Origin of the sequence: Erysipelothrix sp. strain 2 (EsS2-6-Brazil) (genome assembly GCF_016617625.1) — a bacterium.
Classification (GTDB): Bacteria; Bacillota_I; Bacilli_A; order Erysipelotrichales; family Erysipelotrichaceae; genus Erysipelothrix; species Erysipelothrix piscisicarius.
On sequence record NZ_SBAR01000002.1, the window covers coordinates 84,128 to 101,066 of the forward strand.

At 35.5% G+C, this 16,939-nt stretch carries 17 protein-coding genes and 1 tRNA gene; 3 read left to right on the plus strand and 15 right to left on the minus strand.

What is annotated here, in order from left to right:
• Window positions 1-2 precede the first annotated feature (2 nt).
• The 9 genes from EPJ89_RS01995 to EPJ89_RS02035 all read right to left on the minus strand — a co-directional run bounded on the left by EPJ89_RS01995 (window position 3) and on the right by EPJ89_RS02035 (window position 6,841).
• A tRNA-Arg gene (locus EPJ89_RS01995) sits at window positions 3-79 on the minus strand.
• Between the two features lie 176 nt (window positions 80-255).
• On the minus strand, window positions 256-693 hold the full coding sequence (locus tag EPJ89_RS02000) for a GNAT family N-acetyltransferase (RefSeq protein WP_123171071.1): 438 nt from the start codon (window positions 691-693) through the stop codon (window positions 256-258).
• A 120-nt stretch (window positions 694-813) separates the two neighbouring features.
• Complete coding sequence (locus tag EPJ89_RS02005) at window positions 814-4,059, minus strand: LapB repeat-containing protein (RefSeq protein WP_200548876.1); 3,246 nt, start codon at window positions 4,057-4,059, stop codon at window positions 814-816.
• Between the two features lie 66 nt (window positions 4,060-4,125).
• Window positions 4,126-4,488 carry a hypothetical protein gene (locus EPJ89_RS02010; protein ID WP_200548877.1) on the minus strand — a complete coding sequence of 121 codons (363 nt, stop codon included), beginning with the start codon at window positions 4,486-4,488 and terminating at the stop codon, window positions 4,126-4,128.
• Between the two features lie 27 nt (window positions 4,489-4,515).
• Window positions 4,516-4,929: a hypothetical protein gene (locus tag EPJ89_RS02015; protein WP_123171068.1), complete on the minus strand. Its 414-nt coding sequence runs from the start codon at window positions 4,927-4,929 to the stop codon at window positions 4,516-4,518.
• 165 nt (window positions 4,930-5,094) lie between these two features.
• Window positions 5,095-5,892: a hypothetical protein gene (locus tag EPJ89_RS02020; protein WP_200548878.1), complete on the minus strand. Its 798-nt coding sequence runs from the start codon at window positions 5,890-5,892 to the stop codon at window positions 5,095-5,097.
• 63 nt (window positions 5,893-5,955) lie between these two features.
• Complete coding sequence (locus tag EPJ89_RS02025; protein ID WP_123171066.1) at window positions 5,956-6,180, minus strand: hypothetical protein; 225 nt, start codon at window positions 6,178-6,180, stop codon at window positions 5,956-5,958.
• Window positions 6,156-6,512, minus strand: coding sequence for a hypothetical protein (locus EPJ89_RS02030; protein ID WP_200548879.1), 357 nt, complete (start codon window positions 6,510-6,512; stop codon window positions 6,156-6,158). The genes EPJ89_RS02025 and EPJ89_RS02030 overlap by 25 nt, the downstream gene beginning before the upstream one ends.
• A complete protein-coding gene (locus tag EPJ89_RS02035; RefSeq protein ID WP_200548880.1) occupies window positions 6,509-6,841 on the minus strand; it encodes a hypothetical protein in 333 nt (110 codons plus the stop codon). The genes EPJ89_RS02030 and EPJ89_RS02035 overlap by 4 nt, the downstream gene beginning before the upstream one ends.
• A gap of 412 nt (window positions 6,842-7,253) precedes the next feature.
• On the opposite strand from EPJ89_RS02035, the gene EPJ89_RS02040 reads away from it, so the two are divergent.
• The 3 genes from EPJ89_RS02040 to EPJ89_RS02050 all read left to right on the plus strand — a co-directional run bounded on the left by EPJ89_RS02040 (window position 7,254) and on the right by EPJ89_RS02050 (window position 9,985).
• A complete protein-coding gene (locus tag EPJ89_RS02040; RefSeq protein ID WP_200548881.1) occupies window positions 7,254-7,934 on the plus strand; it encodes a response regulator transcription factor in 681 nt (226 codons plus the stop codon).
• Window positions 7,935-8,058: 124 nt separating this feature from the next.
• The gene (locus tag EPJ89_RS02045; RefSeq protein WP_244660787.1) at window positions 8,059-9,297 is read left to right on the plus strand and encodes a sensor histidine kinase; all 1,239 of its coding nucleotides are present in this window, start codon (window positions 8,059-8,061) and stop codon (window positions 9,295-9,297) included.
• Window positions 9,290-9,985, plus strand: a complete 696-nt coding sequence (locus EPJ89_RS02050) for a hypothetical protein (protein ID WP_200548882.1) — start codon at window positions 9,290-9,292, stop codon at window positions 9,983-9,985. The genes EPJ89_RS02045 and EPJ89_RS02050 overlap by 8 nt, the downstream gene beginning before the upstream one ends.
• A gap of 6 nt (window positions 9,986-9,991) precedes the next feature.
• Here the strand turns inward: EPJ89_RS02050 and EPJ89_RS02055 are convergent, their stop codons facing one another.
• The 6 genes from EPJ89_RS02055 to EPJ89_RS02080 form a co-directional block, all read right to left on the minus strand.
• Complete coding sequence (locus EPJ89_RS02055; RefSeq protein ID WP_200548883.1) at window positions 9,992-11,440, minus strand: hypothetical protein; 1,449 nt, start codon at window positions 11,438-11,440, stop codon at window positions 9,992-9,994.
• 222 nt (window positions 11,441-11,662) lie between these two features.
• Window positions 11,663-12,517, minus strand: coding sequence for an alpha/beta hydrolase (locus EPJ89_RS02060; RefSeq protein WP_123171060.1), 855 nt, complete (start codon window positions 12,515-12,517; stop codon window positions 11,663-11,665).
• A gap of 43 nt (window positions 12,518-12,560) precedes the next feature.
• Window positions 12,561-13,385 carry a tRNA 2-thiocytidine biosynthesis TtcA family protein gene (locus EPJ89_RS02065; RefSeq protein ID WP_200548884.1) on the minus strand — a complete coding sequence of 275 codons (825 nt, stop codon included), beginning with the start codon at window positions 13,383-13,385 and terminating at the stop codon, window positions 12,561-12,563.
• Window positions 13,386-13,472: 87 nt separating this feature from the next.
• Complete coding sequence (rlmN, locus tag EPJ89_RS02070; RefSeq protein WP_200548885.1) at window positions 13,473-14,519, minus strand: 23S rRNA (adenine(2503)-C(2))-methyltransferase RlmN; 1,047 nt, start codon at window positions 14,517-14,519, stop codon at window positions 13,473-13,475.
• Window positions 14,520-14,839: 320 nt separating this feature from the next.
• Window positions 14,840-15,856, minus strand: a complete 1,017-nt coding sequence (locus EPJ89_RS02075) for an acyltransferase family protein (RefSeq protein WP_200548886.1) — start codon at window positions 15,854-15,856, stop codon at window positions 14,840-14,842.
• Complete coding sequence (locus EPJ89_RS02080; RefSeq protein ID WP_200548887.1) at window positions 15,849-16,907, minus strand: NAD-dependent epimerase/dehydratase family protein; 1,059 nt, start codon at window positions 16,905-16,907, stop codon at window positions 15,849-15,851. Before EPJ89_RS02080 ends, EPJ89_RS02075 begins: the two co-directional genes overlap by 8 nt.
• Window positions 16,908-16,939: the final 32 nt, after the last annotated feature.

A 16,939-nucleotide genomic window follows, 5' to 3' on the forward strand; every position in this document is an offset into this window, starting at 1 on the left:
TTTGGCGCGCCCGACAGAAGTCGAATCCATAACCTCTTGAGCCGTAATCAAGTGCTCTATCCAGTTGAGCTACGGGCGCATTGTGTTTCAACATAATCCCTGTTGATGTTTCCTATTATACGCTAGGTTTTAGGAATATGCAATGCTCAAATATGAAAAATACCAAATTAGCAAATATACAAATTATCAGTATGCAAATATCGTGATTTTTATGGGTCAAATAGCAAGAAAGTGCTAAATCAGATTCTTGTATCGCTAAGCACAATATTCCATATCAATGTGCTCAATTCCATCTTCAACGACGATGGGTCCAATGGCTTTAAACCCTCTTTTCTCATAAAAGTTTTTAAGGGATGCGATTGCATGAATTTGTATCGGTTTATCTTTGAGAGTTGTCTTGATGGTATCAATTAGCGTTTGAACGAGAATTGAGCCCAGAGCTTGATTACGCAGTTTAGGCAAGATTAAAACACGTCCGAAGGTATTGAAGTCACCCGCGTCATAAACACGCCCATAACCGACTAAAACGCCTGCATCATCCCGAACAAAAACATGAAGTGCTGTTAAATCAAAATCATCGATTTCTTGATACGCACATTCTTGTTCAACCACAAAAACATCAATACGTAAGCGATACATCTCAAACAACTCTTCTTTCGTTAAATCTTGAAACCATTTCTTTTCAATATTCATAGAATCCCTCCTTCTTATTTTAATCTTACATGACAATCGTGAAATCTAGATTAAAATCATCAATTCATTCCATAAAAAAACACCCTTTATAAAGGGTGTTCTAAAATTACGCTAATCATTTTATTGATCTTCGTTTTTCTTCTTTTTATTCATAAGCATTAAGACAAATCCTAGAACAACAAGACCACTTGCAAGAAGTACTGGTGTACTATCTACTGCAATACCTGTTGAAGGAAGAGATGAAGTATTTGAATCTGTGTTGGTTCCATTTCCTGAACCATTTTGAGATCCATTCGATGAACCGTTGTTTGATCCATTATTCGATCCATTTCCAGAATTACTATCATCAGTAATATTTAAGTTAACATGTTTACTGATTGTTTTATTCATGCCAAATGTTGAAGGTGTTTCTTCATCAATAAAGTCACCATCGATTGTGTAGTTCAAGACCACATCATATTTACCAGGAGCAATTTTTGTAATATCTGCTGTATGGTAATCAACACTTGCAAGTTCTGCAATTTCACCTGTATCCAAGTTAATTACTTTACCTTCTGCACGTTTGATAATTTCTTTTTCAATCGTACCATTAGCTTTGAATGCCTTGAATTCATCCATTGTCATATTTAAGTCATGTCCAACAACTTGATAACGTGCTGTAACGTGTCCTAGAACAGTAACTTGAACACCATTTGCTTCAAAGATGAAGTTATGGAATCCAGCTGTTGTAGGAAGTGCACTTACGAGTTTGATGTCTTTAACATCAACTGCATTACCGGTTGCGTCAAATGCTGTAACACCTGCTGCGATACGTACGGAATCTTTAGTCATATTCTTCATTTTAATTTCAAAGTTATTTGCGTAAATTGCACCTTCGCCAGGAACCACAGTACCGTTGTTGTAGAGGGTTGCCTCTACACTCAGTGTAGATGTTTTTCCTAGGTCATTTGTTGCTTCGAAAGTAACTGTGTGGTTACCTAATGACTGTGGAAGGTCTGTAAGAACTTTAATATCAGTAATTGGTGTGATTTGCATTGGATTGGATACATCAAATGCTTCAACCCCTGAATTCGCAATCAATGCATCCATTGATACATCATCAAGCAACATTGAGAAATCATGTGCATTCATCGCAATCTTATTAACATTATCAATTACATCAAAGACATGGGCAACTACAGTAATGCTTGTACCCTTCACAGTTGTAAATGTGATGTTGTGTTCACCAATTGAGGTTGGTAATTCAGAAACCGTGATTGTATCAAAATCCAACGGAAGTGCTGGATTGACACTAATGTCATACGCTTCTAAACCGGATAATTGTTTTACATTAATTTCATTCACATAAGAGAGTTGAATTACGAAGTCATCGGCATTCATTGCTTCTTTATTTTCAATATTTACAGAACTGTAAACATGTGCCGTAACTTCCTTTGAAGTACCTTGTGCTGTTTCAAATTTCACGGTGTAATCACCAGTTCCAGTGATTGCATGTGTAACCTTGGTAATCTCGATTTCTTTCGGTGTACCATTTGCGACAAAGAATGCTTTCGCTTTCGCATACTTAACAAGGTTCTCGTCGTTTACATCTTCAAACTGAATATCAAAATCATTCGCATTAATTGCTTCTTTTGTGATTGGATCAATTTCATCAAAGATATGTGCAACAACATCATATGAAGTTCCAGCATCTGTAGTAAATGTCACCATATAATCGCCAACTTGATTGATGTCTGTTACGCTAACACCTTCTTGAGATAGTGTACAACCCGTAATTGCGACAGCTTGTTCTGGATTGGTTGCATAGCTAAATGCAATGGCATCAGCAGCAAGTTTTAATTGCGTTAAACCTGCAGTCTTAGCGTCTTCCAGTTTCATACTGAAGTCATGAGCATTCATTGACTCATTTGTATTCGGATCAAACTTATCAAAAAAAATTACAGTAATGATTTCAACATTTGAACCCAATCCTGCTTTATCTGTAACTTGGATTTGGAATTGGTAACGACCAATCGCATTCCCTTTCACAGATCCAAAATCAATCGTTGTTTCTTCAACACCGGTCATATCTCCATTATCTGTAAAACTTGGATTAATTGCTTGTTTAAGATCCGCATAGGTTAAACCATCGGTCTTTTCAATAATTACAAGATTTTTCCCAACCATTAAGACTGGAGCTGTTGTATCCTTAACTGTAACTTTAACGGTTACAGTTTTCGCATTACCAACACCATCTGTTGCGGTAATTGTAACATTCATACCAATTGCATTTGGTGTGTTTTGGTCTAGGACGATTGTATCAAAGTCCGAAGTCACTGTAACGACACCACTGTTATCTGTTGCACTCACATTCACAAGTCCTAAGAACGCACTTTCATTAAGATCGGCATCTTCTGAATTCAAGACTAAACTTGAATCAGCTGTAAGAACTGGTTTCACATCATCGACTAAGGTTACAGACACAGGGAATACTTGAGTATTGTTTGAAGCATCTGTAGCTTTGATTGTAACAGTAACACTACCTGGTTTTGATTGAACTGCTTGTGTTAATTTTGTATCAAAATCAGATGTTGTTGTTACGGTTCCGAGTGAGTTATCCGTAACACTATATTTTATAAGTGTTACGAATTCAGCTTCTGTTAATGGTTTAGAGTTGTTGATGCTTATCGCATTCAATGTCTCAGAACCGATAGTTGGAGCTGTTGTATCAACTGTTGTGAATTGAATTGTTTGTTTTACTTCATTACCATCACTATCTTTTACGGTATACTCTACATTTTGAACTGCTCCGAGTACCGATGTATCGAGCGTTGCTGGTGTGATCACAACATTTGAAGGATCAATTGAACCATCTTCTTTATCGGTTACACTTGTAATGAAATCACTAAGTTTCACAGTTGTATTCATTTCCGCATCTGCTACGAGTTTTTGAAGTGTTAACACTGGAGGTGTATTACTTGTAACGGTAATTTGAATGGTATCACTTGCGGTATTACCATAAATATCCGTAACCGTTACGGTGATATCTGCAGTCCCTTCGGATTGTCCAGTTACACGTCCTGCAGACGATACAATCGCAACACTTGTTTTACTTGAAGTAAAGGTTATTGATTCCTTAATAGAACTAAAGGAATCAGGTGTGATTGTAGTTCCTAAATCAATTTCCTTTTTCGCTTTAACAGTTTCTGATGTTTTATCAAATTTAACGGTTAATGCAGTAAGATCATAGTCAATAACACCGACTGTAATTTGTCCGGATTGTGTTGATGTTGGATCAATAGACGATACAAGACCGGTGTTTGGTCCTTTCACATCAACATCTGAATCTTTAGCACCATCAGTACCTTGACCTTTGATTGTAAACATTTGTTTGCTTCCTAAAACGCCATTGAAGTTCACTTGGTAATCGCCATTTCCTAGATCACCAAAAGCTTACGTTCCGTCTGCATTGGTATTCATGGATTTCACGGAAACATACGCACCGTTTGTATCTTTTTTCAAGAGTTCTACAGGTTTGTTTCCAAGACCCACTTCTGAACCATCCATAATACCTTTCTTATTTGCATCAAGGAACACAAGACCTTTAATCTCTCCAATTTCTAAGTTAGCACCGACACGTGATCCCGAAGACCATCCGACAGTACCCGCATCAAATGAGTAGAAAGGCATAAAGTCATTAATCTTACCTAATTTCCCGATTGCAGTTGCAGGTGTTTCATCGACAACATAATCCATAACAAGAACGGCACGTTCACCACTTTCAACTGACCCACTTGTATTTTCAAGACGAATCATTGTTGTATTTGGATTAAATGATGTTCCCTAGGCAGCACCTAAATAGTTAGCTTCGGTGCTTGCATCGGTAGAATAAGTAAGTTTATAACTTGAACCTTTTTCCGTTGAAATGTTTTTACCATCTTTATCGAAAATCTCAATTTTAGGTTCAGCATTTAATTTCATGTTCCATGCAAACGATGTTGATTGGAAATTCTTTCCAAAATCATTACCATCCTTAGGAACCGGAATGTATACAGAGAATCCGTTGATTGAAACATTTTTATTGTTTAATAAGTCTACCGTGTATGTTGCTTCTGTACCCGGTGTAAATGAAACGGCTGTCTCTGGTTTCGTGATGTCAAATGAAGGACGACGAATATCACCTTTAGGTTGGATATAAGTATCAATAATCAATTCTTCACGAGGAATAATATTTAATTGAGTTACTTTTGCAGGCATGATACGTTCTGTTACATCGGTATCATTGTTGATATCGTTGGTATCTGCTACAGATCCAGGTTGTCCTGAAATATTTGAAACTGTCCAATCTTTATCTAATTTCCAAAATCCTAATTGATTTAAGTCGTAAATACCACCAGATTTAATATTCGTATTCAGATTGAATCAAACATACGTTAGCACTGGTAAGTAACTGTCTTTATCCTGCATACTGTAGACACCAAAGATTTGCACACGCAGAGCACGTTGCCCTGTAGCGTTAATCGTGTAAATTTCTGAAGTGTAGTCCGAACTTCCAAGCGTCTTATTTGATGCCCAAATTTTTAGGGTGCTCATATCAATTTGTGTATTTTCCGGAATAATAAAGAAGAATTCTGGATCAATAACACCAAATGAGTTGGCATTGTTATCATAGTAGGATTGCTCTCCAAGATTAAATTGCATCGTTGTTGTATCTCCCGCATTTACGGTTTTACCGTCGTTATTTGGGATTACACGAACATTAGGTTTCGCAATACGATTCACTTTTTGCGTCATTGAAGATACGGATTCTGGATCTTCAGTTCCATCATATGTTTTTAATTCGAAATATGATTGTTCCGATGCATCGTAAGAGCCTTCTGCTAAATGGCCGTGTTTTAGAGGAACCGTAAATAATTGTGTAGTTGAACTCATTAAATTATCTGATGATAAAACAATTTTTCCATTTGAATCATCTTTTGATACCAGTGTTTGAGTGAGTTGTGAGTCGTCTATAGTAGTTCCAATTGGATAAAACATAGTTGTCGTAATATTTTTTACCGAAAAACGGGTTTGATTAAAACGCCCTTGACGACTTACACGAGGATTCCCCATAATCAATGTCTCTGTATCACCTTTTGATACTGTAGCATGAAAGTTAGAAATCGGTGCACGTAAAAGGTAAGAAACCTGCTCTACTGTTGTATGAGAAAATGATTTCATATCTGCGAGATCACCATTTTTAAATGCTTCTACTTTAATCGCATCTGTAAATGTTTTTGGTCCTTAGTATAGTTTTTCATCAACTTTGACGGTAATCATACGTTGCAACTTAACAATTTGAGTTGTATCGCTGACTTTATAAACAATTTGTCCATTGAACGACACATAGTATTTTGGTTTTAATTTTTGTGATTCGGTGATAACACCATCAATAAGGGTTCCATTCATTGAATATTCTGGTGTTCCACTTGCAGGTGATCCCTTTACAGGATAAGAAACAACTTCCATACCTTCTGGAATGTTGATTCGAATTTCTTTACTTGTGTTGAATTGTTATCCTTGAAATCAACCTTAACATTAATTTGATGTTGTTCTCCTGCTTTCCATTCCACAGAAGGATTATAATCCACAACTTCTAATGTAACATCTGCATCTCCCAATGTATCTACAGAAACTTCCGGTGCCTTTACATCTTCTACTTTGGCTACGGGAGCATCGGAAATTGCTTCTTCCTCGGCATCCATAATCTCGTTAACATTTACATTAAATGTAAGTTTTTCTTCGCGGTTAATCGCTTCAGCATCTGCTTCAGCGGATTTCACTTCTTTTGAATACGTCAACTCAAATTCATAGTCATCATTTTCTGAAATTTCAATTTCATACTCATCCTCTGAATCGTTGCGTAGAGAGAGAATTCCTCTTTCTCCACATCATCGTTTTTTGTATTTTTTGATAAGTGTGAGATCTCCTTTGGAGTATCTTTCATCTTATCTTCAAGTTTAATATTTAAATCTACTGTAAGATTCGTTGGGTTTAGTTTTTTATCAACAACTTTATAGTCATCATTCCCAAAATCTGCTTCAATCGCAAATGTTAGTGCTATTCCAAATGATGACATCATTAGAACTGTTGATAAAAATGCTACTAAATTTTTCTTATATCCCGCCATATCTTATCCTCCTTTTTACACACCACAGTGCGCTAATGTATGCATCTTAAAAGAAATACGATTCTTTAAGGTATATCTGTCATAAACAAAAGCATATTTGTCCTGAATAAAAACGGGATTTATGTAGATAGTTAAGATGAATAACCCTGAACACAAATCATTAAAAAAGCCGTAATAAGCACTTATCAGACGTTTTATCCTATATGGAAAAAGATTTATTTGTATACACTTGTCTCATTAATCTACACAAATCTTTTTTTATTTCTATTTATATTCTTTATTTTTAGTTCACATTTCCCTTCAAGAATACATAATTTTAATTTTTATTACATGTATGGGTGTTTCGAGAACATTCACATCTACACATTCTTCAATAAAGTTAGAATAAAAGCAGAAAAATGAGGTGACATTTATGAAAAAAATATTATTTGTAGAAGATGACGTTGAATACTCTAACTTTATTACAGAACATCTTTTAAAAGTACCCTACGAAGTTGATTGTGTTTATAGTGGAATCGATGCAATGGAACATTTAGCGCTCAATCAATACGATCTACTCCTTACCGATCTTGAGTTGGATGTGATTGATGGACTCCGTTTGGTTGACTCTGCACGAAAAATGGCACCGGGAACCCGTTCCATTATTCTTACGGGAAAACCCAGCAATCATACAGAACTTGAATCCCTAAAACTTCATGCTGATCTCTATATCGAAAAGTCAAAAAGTTTAAAGGTTATTTTGCACTATATCGCAAATATTTTAGAACGCGAAAGTGTACCCATTACCCATATTAATTTTTTATCTTCTAGTGTTGAGAACATTATGATGGATCTGAGAAATCGTACTGTCTATAAAGAAAATGTATCTTACAAGCTTACCCCGACCGAATTCAATTTACTTGAATATTTCCTTAATCACAAAAATACATTGGTTCTACGTGAAGATTTACTACGTGCTGTATGGGCTGAAGAACCTACAGCCCATAACATCCGTAAAGTTGATGTTCATCTTAAAAATTTACGAACAAAAATGGGCATCTATTCCATTGTATCGATAAGAGGGGCTGGTTATAAGTGGAATGAAACCTCATAAACGAAGTACATGGGTAGGGATTGTATTAACGCTAGCCTATACCATACTTATAGATTTATACATTCTTAATCTCGTTAGCTTTCCTAAACGCTATCAAGAGTAAGAAAAAAATACCGTTCAGAAGATGGAACAACGAATCACTGAATCTGTTAATGAATTCGCACTAACAAAACAATCGAATTTTGATGAACTTGTGGAGAACTATCCCCTCGACTTACTTGTCTTTGAGGATGATCGTGTCGTTTATCATTCTTCAGATGTTTTGACTGAGCAGAACTTTTTTGGGGCTGTTTCTTCTAAGGCCGTGCTCTATGAATCAAAAGGTTCGATGGAGGCATATGATTCAAGTTATCGTTTTTTGGTACGGATGTATAACTTTCCAGATGATGCCTATCTAATACCATTTCTTACGAAACAGGTTTCTGTACTTGGAGCTTCATTTGTTGTGATGACAATCGGTTATTTTTTCATTATGTATTCACTCTTTAAACCCTTGCATTACGCTAAAAAATCCCTTACATCGCTTCAAAAATATGATTTTGAAGCAATACAGCCGCGAGATGATATCTTTGATCAGACGCTTTCAAATGTCTCAACACAAATACATCATGCGATGACAGTAGCATCCCATCGATATACTGATTTCGAGAAAGATTTAGAGATTGGTCTTCAACGATTAAACAATACACTGCTCGTATCGAAGTCTTTTGTACATGATCTTAAAACACCCATCCATCAACAGATTATGATGAATGAACTGATTGTTGATGGGGTGGACGATACAAACAATACCCTTGATGTAGCCCACATGAACATCAAGCAAAGTCAAAAAATTATGGAACGAATTAATGAAGTTCTTACTGTCCTCAACCAGGACAATATGACTTTGGAGCATAACCTCTCTCAATTTGATCTAGTATCACTTACTTACGATACCTTGCGTTATTTTGGTCAAAACTTCTCAAAGCGCAATCTCATGATTGACTTGGACTCACCGGATACCTTAATGATTGAATCCAATAAGGTTATACTCCAACTTCTAATTCACAATTTAATGTCGAATATTGGAAATTATGCAACCGATGATACGACCGTTTCGATCGGACTTCGGTTAGATGGTCCTTCTGTGATCATGACTTATCATAATCAAACATTACCTCAAAATATTGAACACATGAAAAAATCTGAGTTTCTATTTAATGTCTTAACGGATGCATCGCATCAATACAGTAGTGGTAACGGACTTTTCTTAATTAAAAATCTCAGTTACCTTGCTGGCGGAACCTATGTCCTAAGTACGGAAGACGAATCCGTTTTAATTACGATTACCCTTCCGCTTCATGGAGGCGTTCATCATGCGTAAAGTTATCGCTGTCTTTGGATGTTTCATGGTCTTCTTGATGCAACTAACGCCCATCTTAGCACAGGTTGAAAGTATTGATATTGAAGACATCGATGCTCCTGGTACTTATTGGGTGCGTCTTCAGTATCATGATTTTGAAGGCAATCCTTATTGGAAAGTCGTCGAGATGACCATTACCAAAGATGGCTTAAATCAAGACACTGAAACGTTAAAACGCGCTGATCCCGCAATCATCAATCCCGAAACCGAAGGGATTGATGCTCAAGATTTAAAAATTCCTCGTGGAAGTTTAGAACGGCTTACAGACTTACGTTTCATCGAACTCGTTAAAGCTCAAGCTTGGATTGAAGAAACAGGAATTCAAGTCCCAATTACAACAGTAATTAAAGAATACGGCAATACGTCTGAAACTGTCTTGTTTAAAACAGAACGTGGTACCGAAAAACGAGTTCATGTTATTCCCAAATCTTTAAATAACGTTACGTGGACTTCCTCGCCTTCCGATATCAGTTCAAATAATCTTGATGAAGGATTTCAGTCAGTTATGTTTACACACATTAAAACAACGCTCTTATTGCTTCTATTAGTGCCACTAATCGTAATCTCATTTATGTATTTGTATACTAAAAAGCAAATTAAAGAAGTTGATGTTCTTCTCTATAAAAAAGATCAGAGTTCCAAGCTCTGATCTTTTTTATACTTTAAATTCATTTACTTTGATAACTCCCGATAACGCATCAATGGTAACCCATTCCAAGCCATCATCAATTAAACGACAAACAACACCCTTTTCAAGCTCATACATACGATTTGATTTACGGTCAATTAAAACCATACGAAGCCCTTTACGAGTTTTCTTGTATCCCACAATAATGGCTTCATTATGAGCAATCGGAAATAAATCTTCATACTGAGAAGGGAATGTCTGTTGGTTTAAAACTTTATACTGATTGAGCCACACTGAGATTCCTTCTCGCATCCCTAATAACCATTCAGTATCATTGACTGATGCGATATTGTAATAAATATTTGCATCATGTTTTAATAGATGTTGATCATCAAGTTGATATTCAAAAACTCCCTTAAAACAATTTGTGCGATTCATCTTACTGCAATATCCAAATAGAAAATTATCCCCAAAACGACGCATCATTCCTGCCCCTGATACAACTTTAAATGTCGACCGCGTCAACAAACTAAAGCGATAAATATTAGGACAGGATACCGAATCAATCTGTCCAGAGAAGTATAAAGAATGATTATGGAGAATTGCTTGATCGAGAAGTTCCAAACATCCATCTAAATAAGGACTAACATAATCTATTGTATTCGAATCGATGCGATATACTAAATAACAATCATCCCCATGACTGTTCTCATATCCGTAATCAACCCGAAACACACAGCGATAATCTACTGCATCTAAATACTTAATTTTCGCGATTTTTTGACTTGAGAAGATGTCATTTTTGGTTCCGGTTTTGAAATCGAATCGGACCAGTCGTGTCCGATGTTTTTGTAAATCTACAGCACAATAAAATAAATACGAATGCGTGGCTGTAAGCAACTCAATATTTTCCGATATTGGCTCATTTAGATCATAATACTCACTACGAATATGAGGATTCAACGTTTCTTCTTTTTCAATGTTTGGGAATTCATCCATGATTTTCAAATTCACATTCCAGTCATTCAAGACTCTTTTCACCGTTTCTTTAGTGTGATTAAAATTATTTTGAAATGATCGATGGTGACACGTTTGCGGAAGGATAATGTTAATATCATTAAACGCATTTTCAAGTGTTTCATAACCACCCCAAGGTTCATGGTGATAATAATCCAGATCATCGACACATAAATCGATCATTTGATTCGTACCAATGACATCATAAAGTTGTGGCATGGATGCCTTCCCCATCCCAATCTCTTGGGTTTTGGTATACGTCTCATCGGGAGCGGCTAAAATTAGCTTATAAAACCCATAGCCTTGACTGATGGTCCATGCATAGAAACCATCAAGCATCGCTTGTTCTGTTGAGTCATTCACAATAGAGCAGACCAAGGTAGGCCAAAGACTTTTTTCTAAAATACGGACATACGTATAGAAGTAGTCTGTGAAACCTTGATAATCCGTTGCAGGCATTTTTTTGTTGCCTTTTCAAATAGAAAATAGAACAACGCATCATCACTCTGACTTTGTTGGCGTATTGTATCAATGATTGACCAAAAATTTACCTGATTCATAAACATACCTCATTTCACCGTTTCATCACAAATAATATAAGCGATTTGCGAACGAGGAATTTGAATATGTTATCTAAGTGAATGAATATGTCATCAAACACAAAAAAAATAGCCTTTACGGCTATTTTCTAGGAGTCGTACGGTCATTAAGCCAGTCAATACTGTCTTGCATGACTTCCAATCCATTCGGTTCATCATATAATACATGTCTCATATTAGGATAAAGTTTAATCGTTTTATCCTTAGAACGAATTTCTTCAAAAAACGTTTCCGAGACATCCTTGGGAACGGTCGGATCTTCTTCTCCTTGCGCAATAAATGCAGGATAACGGTAAGCATCCAATTGCGACATTATCGTCTCAGCACCATCTATAAATACCGTTTTCGCAAACCGTACGGTAAAATAAGATAGTTTTAAGGGGTTTTTACTGGTGAAGGCATAATCACGTTCAAGTGCTTCTTTTTTTATTGGATTATTCAGTTCTAAAGAATCACCTGAAAACTTAACCAGAAGATCATCCGCAACCTTATTCATCACTTTCAAGGCAAGCTTATTTGGTCCACGAACTGCACTCACATATCCAACGGCAGGGCCTAGAAACACTTGCCCACTTAAACTATTTGGATATTGAACACCATACAGTGCGGAAATCAGACCACCCATACTAAATCCGAGCGTAAACAAGGGAACGTGGATGTTCTCACGTGTCGCTAAACGAATAATGGTATGAAGGTCCTTCACATACGTCTCAAACGAATCAATATCACCACGTTCAGATTTGGTCTTACCATGACCTCTCATATCATAACGATAGACAGAATATTGGTGTTCATTAAGTAATCGGGCATATACATCGTAGTCACCCGAATGATTCGTAAATCCATGACACATCACCACCACACCACGGGGTTTTGGGACACTGTTTTTAATATAAAATAACGAAGCATCCTGACTTACTTTTAAATAATCATACATCCTAATACCTCTCATTCTTTAGAACATCATACCATGACTGAGATTAATCATCACCCTCATTAAATCCCTCTAAGAAATGATGCGACATCTCATCATCAAAATATGAGATAACCTTGTTTAAATTTACATTCTCAACACTTCTAAAAATATTTGCCTCGATGAATGGATTAATTTTCTTATACTCTTGAATCCACGTCTTAATCTCTTTACGTTTACTCTTTGATTCATGACCTAAGCCATCCTCATGCTCTGTAAAGCGACAGGCGCATTGAAGAAAGGAAAGACCCGTATAATTAACCCAACGCACAATGGAAGCCTCACGGACCAAATAAAGCGGTCTAATCAACTCAATACTTGGATGACTTGTAGACTTCAATCGTGGCATCATCGTCCCAACCTGACCGCCATAAAACATATTCATTACAATCGTTTCAATCACATCATCATAATGATGCCCCAAGGCAATTTTATTACACCCTAAAGACTCCGCAAATTCATACAAATGTCCACGTCGCATCCGTGCACACAAATAACAAGGATTCTTTTCAATCTTATCAACATAATCAAAAATCGTGGCATCAAAAATCGTAATATCCAAACCGAGAACATCCGCATTTTTCTGAATTTGTTCGCGATTAGATGGTGCATAACCTGGATCCATCACCAGATACTTAACCGTAAACGGAATCTTAGAATGCTTGACTAAAATACTAAAGCATAAAGCCATCAGCATACTGTCTTTCCCACCTGAGATACAGACACCGACACAATCACCTTCTTGAATTAAATTATAGGTTGAAATCCCCTTCATGAAAGGGGTCCAAATTTCTTTACGATACGTTTTTAAAATCGTGTTTTGATGCGTCATACACGCTACTCCTTTAAGTTATCATCAAATCCTAGCATAAACCAAAAACCACACGCAATAAAAAACCAAGTTATTACCCTTGGTTTTTTATAACGCTTTACGTTGTTTCTCCACATTCGCACGCAACTGACCACAGGCAGCGTCAATTTCACTTCCCTTTTCACGTCGGATTGTACATTGAATCCCATTACGTTTAAGGTAATCATAAAACTTCGCAGCTTGCTCTGGCTTCGTTTGACGGAATGGATTTTCATCCACTTCATTATAAGGAATGAGGTTTACATAGGCATTCATCCCTCGAATCAACTGAACAAGTTCCTTCGCATGCGTTAATTGATCATTAACCTCATCGATAAGAATGTACTCAAAGGTTAAACGACGATTGCTTTGATCTTGATAATACTTCAAAGCCGAGAAAAGTTTTTCAAGATTAAACATCTTATTTACAGGCATAATCTCTGATCGTAAAGTATCACTTGGCGCATGAAGAGAAATCGCAAGATTTACTTGTGTTTTCTCATCCGCAAATTTACGAATAACGGGAGCAACCCCAGATGTAGAAACCGTAATGTGTCGAGCACCAATTCCTAAGCCATGATCATGATTCACAATACGAATAAAACGCATGATATTATCATAGTTATCAAACGGTTCACCGATACCCATCACAACAATGTGACTGACACGCTTATCTTGCGTATCCAAATGACGTTGAACAAACATAATCTGATTCACAACCTCAGCTGTGCTTAAATTACGCTTTTTCTTTAAGAGACCGGAAGCACAGAACTTACAGCCCATTGCACACCCAACCTGTGACGTTACACAAACACTATAACCATAGTCATGTTTCATCATAACCGTCTCTATAAGAGCCCCATCGTGGCACTCAAGCAAAAATTTAGTCGTTTCATCAGAAGCGACTTGTTTCATAACAACATTTAATGTATCTAAGACAAAATCTTCCTTTAACTTTTCGCGTAAAGCGATGCTTAAATCACTCATCTCATCAAAAGAACTTACACGTTTTTGATAGAGCCATTGAAAGAGTTGTTTCGCGCGAAAACGTTTCTCGCCATAAGACTCAAAAAGATCGCCCATTTCATTTAAATCATATTCATATATTGATTTCATATTTATCACCGTATCAAGTCTAGCACGGGCGACATAAACTTCATAGTTCCATATTGCATAATTTATACTTTTTTTCACAAATTAACTGAATCTATAATCATATGAATCTATCTTGTGAGAATTGTTAAGGTTCTTAGCAAAATCACAAACAAAAAAACCGTCACAAGGACGGTTTAGTTTTATTAAGCTAATTGACTTTTTGATTCAACTTTTTACTCCCTAATCTGAATGTATATTTGGTAGAATTCTAAAATTCAGAATACTAACTCTATCTTTTTTTACAGAAATCATTGTTCTCTAAAATCAATTTCATCATGTTTCTAAATCCTATCCAAAACACGTGACAAGTATTTTCCAAGTAATAATGAAGTTGGTACAAAAAACAATGAAAACACTAGTATTTGTGGACGAGTAGATACAGAAATTTTCATGACATTTAGAAAGATATCTCTCAGAATAATATGAACTACATAAATTTCTAATGTAATTTTACCGATTTTACCAAGAAAAATATAACTTCTAGATTCCGTTAGGTATTGAATAATTATTACGAAGAGTATCACAAATGAAAAACCTTGTATTCCCAACTCGTATCTCCTAATTAAGGGCATATAATAATTTATGTGCGTTATTTTAGAAAATAGTAAATTTACTGGTCCATATAGTATTACAACTAAGAGAGATCCCAAAATTATTTTTACAGACACCTCTTTATTTTCGTATACTAAATCACCAAGAGTTGAACCGATTAAAAATATCGGAATTCGCGACAGAAGAATTTCATAATATTTATAACCATCCATATTTACTGTCATAAAAATTATTAATATAATCGTATAAAGTACGATTCCAACATAAATATATCCTTTCTTACTCCCTTGAATTAGTTTGTACATTAATGGGTAAATTAAATAACAAATTGCAATAACAAGAAGAAACCAAAAAGAACTAACATTTTTATTCATGAAAAACAATTGCTTCAACAATTCTTCAAAACTATAATTATTTGTTACCCTCATTAAAATAAAAAATGGTATACAAACTAGTGTATAGATCTTAATTAATGGAATAAACCTTTTTTTGTAAAATTCTTTTGTAGTTTGTTCAGGTTTATTTTTCATAGAATAATAAAGAGAAATCCCAGATAGTAGGAGAAAAATATCAACCCCCATATTGCCTCGTTTAATAAAATTTACAGAAACCCAATTATAAGTAATATACTTACTAAAGGACTCCCAAATATGGAATAGCACAATCCAAATAATTGTAAACCCATAGATTTGACTTCTATATTTACTAAGTGTCCCCCAAGTTAATTTTAAATTATCGCTATTCATCTTTCATCATACCATCCATCATCTCGTCGATAGATACCAAAAGACGAGAGTATGCTTCCTTAATATCTACTCTAGGATTCCATCCCAACTGCTTCATTTTTTTGCTATTTAATCTCATTTTATTTACTGGTGCAAACATTTGAGTATCATCAATATCAAAAATAACTTTATTTTCATTACCATGTGTTTTAATTAACCATTCTGCAATATCCTTTATAGTCATTTCATAAGATTCACCTGATGCATTGTAAGTCTCGCCACTTTCTCCATCGGTTAAAAGAATAAGTATTGCTTTTATCGCATCACTTAAATAGCAAAAATTAATTATCGTCTCCCCTGTACTTTTTAAAACGATGTCTTCCCCATTAAGAACACAGTCGCAAAAATACTTAAAAACACGATTCTCATTTTCAGTAATTCCAGCACCAAAAGTTTGAGCTAATCTTAATGATGTTACATTTGTACTATACTCTTGGCTATATGAGTAAGCTAAAAGCTCCGTAAGTCTTTTCGCTTCCGGATAAGAACTTCGAACCGAGTTTAGTGGAATTATACCTAAATGGTCTTCAGAAACACTTTCACTTTCAATCGTTCCATAACTTTCCATTGAAGAAACATTTACAATGCTTTTCACAGATGATTTACTTGCATATTTTAATACATTCATTGTACCTAAAACAATTGATTCAATAGTTTCAACTGGATTGTTAACAAAAAAAGAAGATTTAGTTGGTGCTGCAGTATGTACAATATAATCAACATTGAGATTAGTAAAATTTGCATTTTCTACAGAAGACTCAATATATTGAACCTCATCCGAATTTCTGTATTTTTGTAATTGTCGGCTTGAGCGCTCAATATCACGAACCAATAAATAAATAGTTATATTGGATCCGTACAATTCGTTTCTTAATAAGAGCATTTTGGTCATCATACTTCCAATCAGACCTGTCCCTCCAGTAATTAGAAAAGTCCTATTTTCGAATTCATTCCATTTTATTTCTTCTGAATCTAAAATTTCCATCAAATCAGAATATTCTACATTTTTCATAATATCTCCCCTATCCTCTGTGATTTCCACAA